Origin of the sequence: Protofrankia sp. Cas8, from assembly GCF_963555845.1 — a bacterium.
In the GTDB taxonomy this organism is placed as follows: Bacteria; Actinomycetota; Actinomycetes; order Frankiales; family Frankiaceae; genus Protofrankia.
Genome location: NZ_CAUVXI010000161.1, coordinates 1 through 12,966, shown reverse-complemented (window position 1 = coordinate 12,966; position 12,966 = coordinate 1). Strand labels below are relative to the sequence as shown.

Genomic DNA, 12,966 nt, shown 5'->3' with positions numbered 1-12,966 from the left:
CGACCGGGTGCGGGCCCGCGGCAGATCCTGGCCGACGCCGTGACTACGCAGATCGCACCGTCCGCTGTGAATCCTGGTTTGTCATCGGATATCGAAGACGGCACGAGGACGTCTGATGTTGCCGAGCCGATGCAGATACAGCAGGACCCGATGCCGTCACGCTCATCAAGACCAACTTCGGCGAGCCGGCACTCCTCGATCCAGGCACCGCTGCATCCATCCCCGCCGTCCTCACCCCAACCGGACGGTACCGGGCTCGTAGCCGACCCCTGCGGCGACCAACGTGCAGTCTCGGGTTTGTCCTGTGAGCTGGTCTTTCACGGTTAACGGCGACATAACTGTCCGTGCACCACCTGCCGTCGCGTAGCGGTGTCATGGAAGCAGGTTTGTGGCCTCGTTGGTCAGCCGGCTCGCCCAGGGCGGATCCGCGCCAGGTGCGGTGCAGGTCAGTGCGGCGACGCGGGCCCCGAACGTCAGCGCGCGTCGTACGGTCTCGATGTCGAGATGGTCGATTCGACCGCCGAGGTGACCAGCTTGATACAGCCAGTGAAGCAGGCCGGCGGAAAAAGCGTCGCCCGCGCCGATGGTGTCGACGGTAGGCACCACGACGCCGGGAACCTCCACCACATCCTGTCGGAATGAGGCCACGACACCCCGCTCCCCGCGCGTGATGATGACCAGTGGCACATCGGCCAGCCGCGGAGCCATGAGGACATCTTCCGGGGCGAGACCGGGAAAGAGCTCGGCGGCATCATCCTCACTCATCCGGATGATGTCAGCGAGGCGACACCACTGCGCGATTCTCGACCGGTACCTCTGCGAACTCACCAGCGCGGTCCGGATGTTGGGGTCAATCGACACCGTCGCGCGTTCCCGAACGGTGTCGAGCAGCTTTTCGATCAGGTTACCGCCCGGCTCCATCACCAGCGCCAGCGACCCCGCGTGCACACACGCCACGCCGTCGAAATGAGACGGGAGCAGTTCCTGCGCATTCCACTGCCAGTCCGCCGTTCCGGCCGCATAGAACACATAACTGGCCTGACCGTCATCCGCCACAGACGCTATGGTGAGCGTTGCCGGTTCACTGGCGGCGGCAGCGAACGACAGGTCGACCGCAGACTTCTGCAGGCGCTCGGCGAAAAGATCACCAAAAACACCCTGCGGCAACCTACCGAGGAACCTGGTCGGTGTGCCGAGTCTCCCGAGAGCGACGGCCGTGTTCGCCGGGCCGCCCCCCGGGAATACCCGCAACCGCAACGCGGTTTCATTCTCGGCCGCCGGCTCGACAACAGCGTCCGCGACGTTCTCGCCGATCACCGCGACACAACCGGTGCCAGGTGGAGTCATGGCTTTCCGATCGGGTCGGGCAGGCACCCGGTGGCCTCCCGAACCTGGCGGGTCGGCAGGGCCGATGCGGCGGGAACCCCGGCCGCGGGAGCAGTCATGATCGCGCCGTCGTTCGTTGTGGCCGCTGCTTTCTTCTCCTCCCGTCCAGGCATCGCACCCGTCATGATTGCCACAGCCTCGGCCATGGTGTACTCCTTCGCAGAGATGAGGTCAACCCGCCGTCCGAGTCGCTGAATGTGTATCCGATCAGACACCTCGAACACCTGCGGCATGTTGTGGCTGATGAGGATCACCGGCAGACCACGGTCACGGATGCGCCCGATGAGCTCGAGAACCTGGCCGGACTCCCGCACGCCCAGTGCCGCGGTCGGCTCGTCCATGATGACGAGCTTGCGTGCGAACGCGGCGGCCCGGGCCACGGCCACACCTTGGCGCTGACCACCGGAAAGCTCCTCGACCGGGTTCGTCATCGACCGCAGACCAATCTTGAGTTCGCTCATCTGTTGCGCGGCCTGACGCTTCATCGCCGGTTTGTCGAGCATCCGCAACACGCTGCCAAGCGGTCCGCGACGGCGTACCTCACGACCGAGGAACATGTTACTGGCGATATCCAGCGCCGGCGCCACGGCAAGATCCTGGTAGACAGTCTCGATCCCGTGCGCGCGGGCATCGGCCGGGCTGTGGAAACGGACCGGGTGGCCATCGAGCAGAAACTCGCCCAGGTCCGGCGTCACCGCGCCGGACAGCGCTTTGATCAGGGTCGATTTTCCCGCTCCGTTGTCCCCGATGACGGCAAGCACCTCGCCGGCACGCAGCTCGAAGTCGCAGCCGTCCAGCGCGGTGACGTGACCGTACCGTTTGACCAGGCCACGTGCCTCGAAGACGACGTCCTGCCGACCAGCCTTCGTGGTCTGGTCCGCCGTGACACTCACTGGTTCCTCCTTCGGGCGATCTGGTCGATGGAGACAGCGGCGATCACAAGTATGCCGGTGATCAAAACCTGGTAAATCGACTTGGTCCCGATGAGCTGGAGGCCGTTACGGATGACCCCGACGATCAGTGCGCCGATGAGAGTCCCGACGACGCTGCCCCGCCCGCCGAACAGGCTGGTTCCACCGAGGACGACGGCGGTGATGCTGTCGAGGTTGTCGGTCTGTCCAGCATTCGGGTCACCAACGCCCGTCCGGGATACCAGGAGCAGAGCCGCGATGCCGTAAAACAGACCCGCGGCCGCATATACGGTCAACAGCAGGCGGCGGGTCGGGATACCGGTCCGGCGGGCCGCCTCATGATTATCCCCCACAGCGTAGACGTGCCGACCGGCCGCAGTCTGGCTCAACACATACCAGAGCAGGGCGAACAGCAGCAGCATCAGCACCGATCCATACGTGACGTCTGTCTGGCCGATGCTGAACGTCTTCCCGAAGTAGGTCAGTGCCGACGGTAGGCCGGACACCGTCTGCTCGTCCGAGTAGATATGCGTCAGCGCGAAGGCGATGTTCAACGTGCCCAGCGTGACAATGAAGGGCGGCAGCCGCAGAGAGGTCACCAAACCCCCGTTGAGCAGGCCGAAGCCAGCGCAGACCAGTAGTCCGAGGGCGATCGCCAGGTACGGGTTGAGCCCGGACTCGACCGCCAGACTGGTCATCACGATGTTTCCCAGCGCCATGATGGCACCGTTGGACAAATCGATGCCAGCGGTGAGGATCACCAACGTCTGCCCGATCGCCAGCGTGCCGACGACCATGACCTGCTGAAGAACGAGGGACAGGTTGGTGCCGGTCAGGAAACGATCAGATTTGATCGAGAAGAAGATACCGGCCAGAAACAGAGCGGCCAGCGGACCAAAAGTGGATATGCCGAGCACCTGCCGCAGGCCCGCGCGAGCACTCACGCGGGCCCCGGCAGCCGGCTCGGCAACCGTCGTCGTCATCATGCGCAGTCCAATGTTTCGTGAACCCCAGGAGCCGTGAACAAGAAAAAGGACAGGCCCATACGGACCCCGATCAGAAGAACCCTGGGCGGTGGGCCCGCTGTCACCGGACCCACCGCATGGAAGATCAACCCCAGCAGTTAGCCAGACCGAAGTCGACATCCTTCGACTCGACACCGTCCGCCGCCTTGGCAGTGACCAGAGTGACACCGGTGTCGGTGTATCCGGACGCCTTCGTACCGCTCGCCGCATAGGCGACGACAGCGTTCACACCCTGCTCAGCCATCTTCAGCGGGTACTGCTGAGAAGTCGCAGCAATCTTCCCGTCCCGGACAGCCTGCACACCGGTGCAACCACCGTCAACCGAGACGATCAGAACATTCTTTTCCTTGCCCGCGGCCTTCAGCGCGGTGTATGCACCCAACGCAGCCGGCTCGTTGATCGTGTAAAGGAGGTTGATGTCCGGAGCCTTCTGCAGACAGTTCTCCATCGCCGTCTGCCCCTTGGCCTGGTCACCCTGGGTGTCCTGACTACACACGACACTCGACGCGTTGACCGGGGACGTCGCGCTCGCGTCGACGCCGGCGGCACCGAAACCCGACAGGAAACCGTTGTGACGCAACACCCCGACCGTGACACCAGGAGCAAGATCCAACGTGGCGATCTTAGCCGGCGTGCTCCCCAGCACCGCCTTGGCGTACTTACCGATGAGCACACCCGCGGTGAAGTTATCCGTCGCGAACAGCGCGTCCACCGCAGACTGCGGATCCGTGGGAGTGTCCAAAGCGATGACCAGAACCCCCTTGGCCCGCGCCTTCTGGACCGCCGGGACAATCGCCTTGGTATCACTCGGAGTGATCAGAATACCCTTCGCCCCGGCCGCAACCATGTTCTCGATCGCGGTGACCTGACTGGCGTTGTCACCGTCGAACTTGCCGGCGGCGGTCAACAGCTTGGCCCCCTTGGCCTTCGCCGCCGCCTCCGCACCCTCCTTCATCTTCACGAAAAACGGGTTGGTTTCTGTCTTCGTGATCAGCCCAACGGTTACGGCGCCGCCGGACGCGGCACTCGAGGCGGCGCTGGAGCCGGCACTGGAGGAGCTGGCCGCGGGGGTGCCCGTGTCACTCGACGAGCTGCCACACGCCGAAAGGACGAGCGCAGCTAAAGCCGGCACGGCCGCGATCCACACCCCACGCTGCCACCAACCGGCGGCTGCACGTCCACGGCGAGACCGGTCCGCCCAGCCACGGCCGGCATCCCTCATCCCCGCCCGCGCCCCCACGCGACACGGCGGCAGCTGTGCGGCCTCTATGTGATCAACCATCCCTTGTCCCCTTCTGACCGGCAACCGGAAGCTCCGGGTTGCTCTGAGCTGGGCGAAATGTAACTCGCATCACAGAGGTGCGCAAGCGTTTGCGCGAACGCTTGCGCAAACGCTTGCGTCGCGCGGCTACACTTCCCTTCAGTGCAGAATGGAGCACCGATAGTCAGGAGATCAGCGTGGTGACAATGGCGGACGTCGCCAGGGCCGCGGGCGTCTCGGTCTCCACGGTCTCCCATGTGATCAACAGCACCCGGGTGGTACGGGAACAGACCCGCGAAGCGGTACTGCAGGCGATCGAGCAGACCGGGTACACGCACAACACGATCGCCCGGTCACTGGTGACGGCAAGCACCCGCACGATCGGCCTGACGATCCCGGTGGTCACGAACCCGTTCTTCACCGACGTCGTCCACGCGATCGAAACGGAGACGTCGACGGCGAGCTACACACTGCTGCTGGTGGACTCCAGGGACGACCCGGACCAGGAGCTACAAGCGGTACGAGCACTGCACGGACGACGGGTCGACGGGATGATCATTGCTCCGACGTCCAGCGCTCCGGGTTCAGCCCTGGCCTACCTGGCCGCCAACGCCGTGCCCACGGTCCTTGTCGACCGTCTGGCCTCAGCGGACTTCGACCAGGTCGGACCCGACAACGAGGAGCCGACCGTGGCTCTGGTCCAGCACTTCGCCGAGCTCGGTCACCGCCGCATCGGCATGGTCGCCGGCCTGCCCGGCCTGACCACCACGCAGGAACGGCTCCGTGGATACCGTCTCGGGCTCGCGCGATGCGAACTCCCCTACGATGCCGGGCTGGTCGGCCAGGGCGCATCCCAGGCCGAACCGGCGCGCCAGGCCGTTCACGACCTGCTGGCACAACCGAACCCGCCGAGCGCACTGGTCGTCGCCAACAACCTCATGACGATCGGGGCGCTACGGGCCTTGCGTGAGGCCGGCAAACGCGTGCCGGACGACGTCGGGCTCGCGTCGTTCGACGACGTCGAGTGGGCCGATCTGATCTCACCTCGACTGACCACCATGGCCCCGCCCCGCCTCGAGCTGGGCAGAACGGCGGTTCAACTGCTGATGCGCCGGCTGGCCGACCCCACTCGATCACCACGGACCGTACGGCTGGCGCCCACGTTCATACACCGGGAATCATGTGGCTGCGCCCCAACACACCCAGAATCCCCGGAGCCACCGACTGCGCAGGAAACACCATGATCGCGGACTCTTTGGCCCCCCCGTCATGACCTCGTGGAGCGGCCCGCCGTCCATCGTCAACGCCTGTCACCCACGAACTATCGAATCGGGACCCCACAGCGAGGCGACCTCGCGGGCAAGATCCGCGATCCGGGCCCAGTCGCCGGCCGCGACCGCGTCGGCGGGGGTCAACCAGGATCCGCCGACGCAGCCGACATTGGGCAGGGCCAGGTAGTCCCCTGCCGTGGCGACGGTGATGCCGCCGGTGGGGCAGAACCGCGCGTGCGGCAGCGGTCCCGCGACCGCCTTGAGGTATGCCACCCCGCCCGCGGCCTCCGCAGGGAAGAACTTCATCTCGGTCCGCCCGCGGTCGAGCACCGTAAGCATGTCAGAAACGGTGGCGACGCCGGGCAGATACGGCAGGCCGCAACCATCCATCGCGGTGAGCAGGCGATCGGTACAGCCGGGGCTGACCAGGAAGCGCGCCCCGGCATCGACGCACTGCTTCACCTGATCGGTCGTGACGACCGTGCCCGCACCGACACAAGCCTCGGGCACCTCCACGGCGATCCGCTCGATCGACCGCAACGCGGCGTCAGTACGCAACGTCACCTCGATGATGGGCAGGCCCCCGGCGACAAGGGCGCGGGCGAGCGGCACCGCAGCCTGGATGTCGTACAGGACGACGACGGGTACGACCGGTGCGACGTCGAGCAACGACGGTGACGAGGCCGACGGTTGTGGGATCATGGTCACGCTGTCACCGTCAGCACGCTGGCCCCGTGGTCGGCCGGGCCGACCCTGCTGCGGAAAGCGGCAAACAGCTCACGACCGGTTCCCACCCAGGCCTCCTCATCGGGTGGCCCACCCGTCGGCGCACGGCCGTCGAAATCGACGCCGAGTACGTCGAGCGAGCCGGCCGTGGCATCCAGCCGGATGACGTCGCCGTCACGCACCCGGGACAGCGGTCCGCCCGTTGCCGCCTCCGGCGTGAGGTGGATCGCGGCCGGGACCTTGCCGGAGGCGCCGGACATCCTGCCGTCGGTGACGAGCGCGACGCGGAGGCCACGGTCCTGGAGCACGCCGAGGGCCGGGATGAGCATGTGCAGCTCGGGCATGCCGTTGGCCCGCGGACCCTGGTAGCGGACGACAACAACAAGATCACCATCGAACTCGCCGGCGTTGAATGCGGCGAGGAAGTCCGCCTGGTCGTCGAAGACCCGTACCGGCGCCTCGACGAGGAGGTGCTCGGGTTGTACCGCGGACGTCTTCATCACTGCCCTGCCAAGCGAGCCGGTGAGCATGCGCAGCCCGCCATCAGGTGCGAACGGCTCGGCCGCCGCGCGGAGCACGTCCGTGTCGAGGCTCGTGGTCGGCCCGGCCCGCCAGACGAGTCCGCCGTCGGCCACCATCGGTTCCTGCCGGTAGCGGTCGAGGCCGTGGCCGGCGACGGTGCGGACGTCGCCGTGCAGCAGACCCGCGTCCAGCAGCGCGCCGATGAGGAACGCGGTGCCTCCGGCGGCATGGAAGTGGTTCACATCGGCGGGGCCGTTCGGGTAGATCCGGGTCAGCAGCGGTGCCACGGCCGACAGGGCGGCGAAGTCGTCCCAGGTCAGCTTTATCCCTGCGGCGGCGGCAATGGCAACCAGATGCAGGGTGTGGTTCGTGGATCCGCCGGTGGCAAGCAGACCTACGACACCGTTGACGATCGCACGCTCGTCGATGACTTCGCCGATCGGTGTGTACGCGTCGCCGAGAGCGGTCAGCCTGGTCACCTGACGCCCGGCGGCGGCGGTGAGCGCCTCGCGCAGCGCGGTGCCGGGGTTGACAAAGCTCGCGCCCGGCAGGTGCAGGCCCATGAGCTCCATGAGCATCTGGTTGGAATTGGCCGTGCCGTAGAACGTGCACGTACCCGCGCTGTGATAGGATGCGGCCTCGGCTTCGAGGAGCTCCGCTCGGCCGGCCTTGCCTTCGGCGTACAGCTGGCGGATACGGCTCTTGTCCGCGTTGGGCAGCCCGGACGTCATCGGCCCGGCGGGGACGAGCACGACCGGCAGGTGGCCGAAGGACAGCGCGCCGATAACCAGCCCAGGGACGATCTTGTCGCACACGCCGAGCAGCAACGCGCCGTCGAACATGTCATGAGCCAGGGCGACCGCGGTGGCCATCGCCACCACGTCACGGCTGAACAGCGATAATTGCATGCCCGCACGGCCCTGGGTGATGCCGTCGCACATCGCGGGCACGCCACCCGCGAACTGTGCGACACCGCCGGCCTCACCTACCGCCTTTTTGAGCAGCGCAGGGAAGGTTTCCAGCGGTTGATGCGCGGAGAGCATGTCGTTGTACGCCGACACGATGGCGATGTCGGGCCTGGCCGCACCGCGCAGTTCGAGCTTGTCGGTCGGGCTGCAGGCTGCGAAACCGTGCGCGAGGTTGGAGCACCCGAGGCTGCCGCGCGCCGGGCCCGCCTGGGCCGCGGCGCGGATCCGGGAGAGGTAGGCCTCGCGGGATGCCGCGCTGCGTGCCGCGATCCGCTCGGTCACCTCAGCCACAACAGGGTGCAGGACCGTGGGTGTACTCACGCGGTTACCTCCTCGTGCCAGGTGCGCCCGTCACGCTCGATCAACGCGATGGCCGCGGCCGGTCCGGCGCTTCCGGCGGCGTAGCGCCTGGGGGGCTCGGCCGATGCTGCCAAGGCGGCCAGGATGGGCTCCACCCAGGTCCATGCGGCCTCGACCTCGTCGCGTCGCATGAACAACGTCGGGTTGCCCCGGACGACGTCCATGAGCAGCCGTTCGTAGGCATCGGGCAGTCGGGCCTTGAAGGTCTCGGCGAAGCTGAGATTGAGGTGCACCGGACGCAACCGCACACCGCCCGGACCCGGCTCCTTCGCCATCAGGTGCAGGCGTACGCCCTCGTCGGGTTGCAGGCGCAGCACGAGACTGTTGGGGGTGATGGTGTCCTCGATCCCAGGGAAGATCGAATACGGCACCGGCCGGAACTGCACCACGATCTCCGACGCGTGACGGTCCAGCCGCTTGCCGGTGCGGAGGTAGAAGGGCACACCGGACCAGCGCCAGTTCTGAACCTCGACCTTCAGCGCCGCAAACGTCTCGGTGGTACTCGCGGCCTCGTCCACCTCGTCCCGGTAGGAAGGCACGGGAGCCCCCTCGACGAAGCCCGCCGTGTACTGTCCCCGAACGACACATCGTCCCATATCACCATTTGTTACCGGCCGCAACGCCTTGAGGACCTTTAGTTTCTCGTCGCGGACCGCCTCGCGATCCAGCCGGGTGGGCGGTTCCATCGCCACCAGACACAGCAGCTGCAGCAGATGGTTCTGCACCATGTCGCGCAGCGCGCCGGAACTGTCGTAGTACCCGCCGCGTCCACCGACACCGATCGACTCGGCGACCGTGATCTGTACGTGGTCGATAGAGCCGGAGTTCCACAACGGCTCGAGCAGCGAGTTCGCGAAGCGGAGCACGAGCAGGTTCTGCACGGTCTCCTTGCCGAGGTAGTGGTCTATCCGGAAGATCTGCTCCTCGGCGAACACCGCCCCGACCTCGTCGTTGATCCGGCGTGCGGACTCAAGATCATGACCGATCGGTTTCTCGAGCACGACCCGGGACTGGGCGGTGACCAGCCCGTTGTCCCGCAGACCCATACAGATCGGCCCGAACAACGCTGGGGCACAGGCCAGATAGAAGACCCGCACCCGTTCCTTCTCGCCGTCCAACAATGCCCGCAGACCGTCCCAGGCGCTGTGCTCCTCGACGTCGACCGTGACGTGGTGCAGGCGCTGGAGGAACCGAGCGCGGGCATCCACCTCGCCCGCTGCGGCCGGGACGAACCGGCGCAGCTCCGAGTCGACCTTGTCGCGATATCCGGAATCGTCGAGGCCGGCTCGCGACACGGCGATCACGCGCGAGTCGGCTGTGATCGCCGCGTCGCGGTCACGGTGGTAGAGCGCAGGCAGCAGCTTGCGCATCGCGAGATCCCCGGTGCCGCCGAAGACGACTACGTCGCAGGACGCGACCGACGCGAGGTGCGCCATGAGCTCTCCCTTCGAAGTGGGCCTGCCGTAGCGATCATCACACTAAGAGCGACCGGCAATAGGGACGTGGCGTCGCGGGGCTATTGGCGGGCGCTCTTATCACCCGAGTCGAATGCCGGTCGTCGGGTCGAAAAAGTGCACCTCAGCCGGGTCGACGGACAGTCGTAGCAACTCGTTGCGGTGGATCTGGATCCGTCCGTCGGCCCGGACGACGAACGCGGCTGGGCCGTCAGGCAGGTCGACGGCGACATGGATGTAGGTGTCCGAACCGAGGTCCTCGACCAGCTCGACCCGGCCGGTGACAGTGCCGCCGTCCACCTGTTCGACCGGCGCGAACGATTCCGGTCGGATGCCGACTCGTACCTGGGTGAGCTGCTCGGCCCCCGCCGCGGCCAGGGCGGCGGCCGGCAGTTCCACCCGCAGCCCACCGAGGACGGCGCAGCGGCCCACCAGCGGCACGGTGTGCAGGTTCATGGCCGGGGACCCGATGAACCCGGCGACGAACACGTTGGCCGGATTGGTGTACAGCTGCCGGGGCGTCGCTACCTGCTGGAGGACGCCGTCGCGGAGCACCGCCACCCGATCGCCCATGGTCATCGCTTCGACCTGGTCGTGGGTGACGTACACGGTGGTGACGCCGAGACGTGCGGTCAGTTCCGCGATCTGGCTCCGGGTCTGGACACGCAGTTTCGCGTCGAGGTTCGACAGTGGCTCGTCCATGAGGAAGACCCGCGGTTCGCGCACGATGGCCCGGCCCATCGCGACCCGCTGCCGTTGCCCACCGGACAGATTCTTGGGTTTGCGGGCCAGGTAGGGCTCCAGGTCGAGCAGGCGTGCGGCCTCGCGGACCCGCCGGTCACGTTCCGGTTTCGCCATACCCGCGATCTTCAACGCGAAACCCATGTTCGCCGCGACGTCCATGTGGGGATACAGCGCATAGTTCTGGAACACCATGGCGATGTCACGGCGGGCAGGCGGCAACGCGGTGACGTCGTCGCTGCCGATCCGGATCGTGCCGGCGTCGACGCTTTCCAGACCGGCGAGCATTCGCAGGGCGGTGGACTTACCCGACCCGGACGGCCCGACCAGCACCATGAATTCTCCGTCGTCGATACGGAGGTCGAGCCGGTCCACCGCAGGGGCTGCGCCGGCGCCGGCATAGCTGTGCGTGGCATGGTCGAAGACAACGGAAGCCATGGTCACCCCTTGAGGCCGGTACGGGAAACACCCTGGACGAACGCACGCTGGAAGACGAGGAAAAGAATCAGTATCGGCAGGGTCGTCATGGTCGCGAACGCCATGATGTCGCCCCACTGGATCGGTGGCTGGGTCTGGAAGACTGCCATGCCCTGCGACAGCGGTCGTACCGTCGATCCGCGGGTGACGAGCACCGGCCACAGCAGTTCGCCCCAGCTGAACAGGAACGACAGGATCGCCACGGTCGCGTAGACCGGGCGGGCAATCGGGACGATCACTCGGGTGAAGATGGTGACCGGTCCGGCACCGTCGACCCGGGCCGCTTCCTCCAGTTCCCGCGGGATACCGAGGAAGAACGAGTAGAAGAGATAGATGAAAAAAGGATTTGCGAGGAACGGAATGATCTGGACACGGTAGGTGTCGAGCCATTCGATGCGGGCCATCATGAACAACAACGGGATCGCGATGGCCTGAAAAGGAATGATCGCGAGAGTGACGACTATACCGAGCAGGAGCTTTCGACCACGGAACCGCATCCGGGCGAGCGCGTAACCGGCCAGACTGTTGACCACAAGGCCACCGAGCACAATACAGGTTGTTATCAGCACCGAGTTGAGGAACAGGCGGCCGAACTCCGCGCGGCTGAACGCGTCGGTGAAATTGTCCAGCGATGCCCCGAACGGCACGAACGCCTTCCAGCTGGCACCGTCGGCGAGTACGCGGTCATCGGGTTTGAATGCGCCGACGACCATGAACAGGAACGGGAACGCGAAAAACACCGCGAGTAGCACGAGCAGCACGTAACGACGCAGGAACCGCCAGGGGGAACCCCGGCTGGGATGTGGTGTGGACCCGCCATCGTTCGCCGTCGGGTCCACCGTGGCGGCGGCTGCGTCGGGCTGCGGGCCCGCATTGGGCCCCGGGTTGTGGGCCTGCAGTGTCGCCATCAGTCCGCTTCCCTCTCGCGTAGCAGCAGACGCTGCACCAGCGTGACGACGCAGACGATGAGGAAGAACACGACCGCGATGGCCGAACCGCGAGCGATCGCCTGCTGGTTGAAACCGACGTCGACCAGGCGGGTCATCATCGTCTGGGTGGCGTCGAGCGGCCCGCCACGGGTCATGACGTACACCTGATCGAACAGCCGGAACGACAGAATCGTGGTCACGGTCGCGACGAACACGAGCTGGTTGCGCAATCCCGGAACGGTGATGTAGCGGAACTGTTGCCACTGGCTCGCACCATCGATCTCCGCCGCTTCGTACAGTTCCCGGTCGACGTCCTGCAGCCCAGCCAGCAGGACCACCATCTGGAAACCCACACCCTGCCAGATCGACATGAAGATGACGGCGATCAGCGCCAGCGCGCTGCTGCGAAGCCAACTGGGGCTCAGGTGGCCGCCGGTAACCGCGCGAAGCACACCGTCAATGATCCCGATGTCAGGATCGTACAGCAGCTTCCAGATTGTTGCCGCGACCGCCATAATCATCACTACCGGCGCGAAATAGGCGGTTCGGAAAAGCGATATGAAGCGAATCTTCTGGTTCACCAGAACGGCGAGCCACAGTGCGAACGCCGTCTGCACCGGCACGACCACAACGGTGAAGACAGCATTGTTGACCAATGATCGCTGGAACACCGGGTCGGCGAAGATACGCCGGTAGTTCTCCATCCCCACGAGCCGCACTGGAAGCGGTGAAAGGAGCCTCTGGTTGGTGAAGGACAACCCCACCGCCAGCAGGAACGGCACGACGATGAACAAGGTCAGCAGGACGACGGCCGGTCCGCTGAACAGCCAGCCGACCGTCTGTTCCGCCGGCTGGAAGGTAGGCCGTCGGCGGTAACCGAACCAACGGGTCGGGCCGTCACGCGCATTCGGCCGGGGCCGTGCCGGCAGGGCCTC

General features: G+C 66.1%; 11 protein-coding genes. 1 reads left to right on the top strand and 10 read right to left on the bottom strand.

What is annotated here, in order from left to right:
• Positions 1-372: 372 nt before the first annotated feature.
• From U9977_RS19790 to U9977_RS19775, 4 genes are all read right to left on the bottom strand, one after another.
• Entirely contained in the window at positions 373-1,317 is a 945-nt protein-coding gene (locus tag U9977_RS19790; RefSeq protein ID WP_322750774.1) for a carbohydrate kinase, read from the bottom strand.
• A gap of 26 nt (positions 1,318-1,343) precedes the next feature.
• Positions 1,344-2,279, bottom strand: a complete 936-nt coding sequence (locus U9977_RS19785) for an ATP-binding cassette domain-containing protein (RefSeq protein WP_322750773.1) — start codon at positions 2,277-2,279, stop codon at positions 1,344-1,346.
• Entirely contained in the window at positions 2,276-3,280 is a 1,005-nt protein-coding gene (locus U9977_RS19780) for an ABC transporter permease (protein WP_322750772.1), read from the bottom strand. The genes U9977_RS19785 and U9977_RS19780 overlap by 4 nt, the downstream gene beginning before the upstream one ends.
• Before the next feature lie 127 nt (positions 3,281-3,407).
• Complete coding sequence (locus tag U9977_RS19775) at positions 3,408-4,454, bottom strand: sugar ABC transporter substrate-binding protein (RefSeq protein ID WP_416210705.1); 1,047 nt, start codon at positions 4,452-4,454, stop codon at positions 3,408-3,410.
• Positions 4,455-4,780: 326 nt separating this feature from the next.
• On the opposite strand from U9977_RS19775, the gene U9977_RS19770 reads away from it, so the two are divergent.
• Complete coding sequence (locus U9977_RS19770) at positions 4,781-5,827, top strand: LacI family DNA-binding transcriptional regulator (RefSeq protein WP_416210704.1); 1,047 nt, start codon at positions 4,781-4,783, stop codon at positions 5,825-5,827.
• 66 nt (positions 5,828-5,893) lie between these two features.
• Here U9977_RS19770 and eda read toward each other — a convergent pair whose 3' ends face one another.
• The 6 genes from eda to U9977_RS19740 all read right to left on the bottom strand — a co-directional run.
• Positions 5,894-6,556, bottom strand: coding sequence for a bifunctional 4-hydroxy-2-oxoglutarate aldolase/2-dehydro-3-deoxy-phosphogluconate aldolase (gene eda / locus U9977_RS19765; RefSeq protein ID WP_322750775.1), 663 nt, complete (start codon positions 6,554-6,556; stop codon positions 5,894-5,896).
• Positions 6,557-6,558: 2 nt separating this feature from the next.
• Positions 6,559-8,391, bottom strand: a complete 1,833-nt coding sequence (gene edd, locus U9977_RS19760) for a phosphogluconate dehydratase (protein WP_322750771.1) — start codon at positions 8,389-8,391, stop codon at positions 6,559-6,561.
• Positions 8,388-9,866, bottom strand: coding sequence for a glucose-6-phosphate dehydrogenase (gene zwf / locus U9977_RS19755; RefSeq protein WP_322750770.1), 1,479 nt, complete (start codon positions 9,864-9,866; stop codon positions 8,388-8,390). The genes edd and zwf overlap by 4 nt, the downstream gene beginning before the upstream one ends.
• 99 nt (positions 9,867-9,965) lie before the next feature.
• Complete coding sequence (locus U9977_RS19750) at positions 9,966-11,063, bottom strand: ABC transporter ATP-binding protein (protein ID WP_322750769.1); 1,098 nt, start codon at positions 11,061-11,063, stop codon at positions 9,966-9,968.
• Between the two features lie 2 nt (positions 11,064-11,065).
• Positions 11,066-12,010, bottom strand: a complete 945-nt coding sequence (locus U9977_RS19745; RefSeq protein WP_322750768.1) for a carbohydrate ABC transporter permease — start codon at positions 12,008-12,010, stop codon at positions 11,066-11,068.
• The coding region (locus tag U9977_RS19740) for a sugar ABC transporter permease (RefSeq protein ID WP_322750767.1) at positions 12,010-12,966 on the bottom strand (957 nt) is incomplete at its 5' end. The genes U9977_RS19740 and U9977_RS19745, both read right to left, overlap by 1 nt.

Excerpts from the sequence above, each read along its gene's own strand:
- U9977_RS19745 (WP_322750768.1), bottom strand. The coding sequence starts at position 12,010 with ATGGCGACACTGCAGGCCCACAACCCGGGGCCCAATGCGGGCCCGCAG.
- eda (WP_322750775.1), bottom strand. The coding sequence starts at position 6,556 with ATGATCCCACAACCGTCGGCCTCGTCACCGTCGTTGCTCGACGTCGCA.
- U9977_RS19750 (WP_322750769.1), bottom strand. The coding sequence starts at position 11,063 with ATGGCTTCCGTTGTCTTCGACCATGCCACGCACAGCTATGCCGGCGCC.
- U9977_RS19780 (WP_322750772.1), bottom strand. The coding sequence starts at position 3,280 with ATGACGACGACGGTTGCCGAGCCGGCTGCCGGGGCCCGCGTGAGTGCT.
- zwf (WP_322750770.1), bottom strand. The coding sequence starts at position 9,866 with ATGGCGCACCTCGCGTCGGTCGCGTCCTGCGACGTAGTCGTCTTCGGC.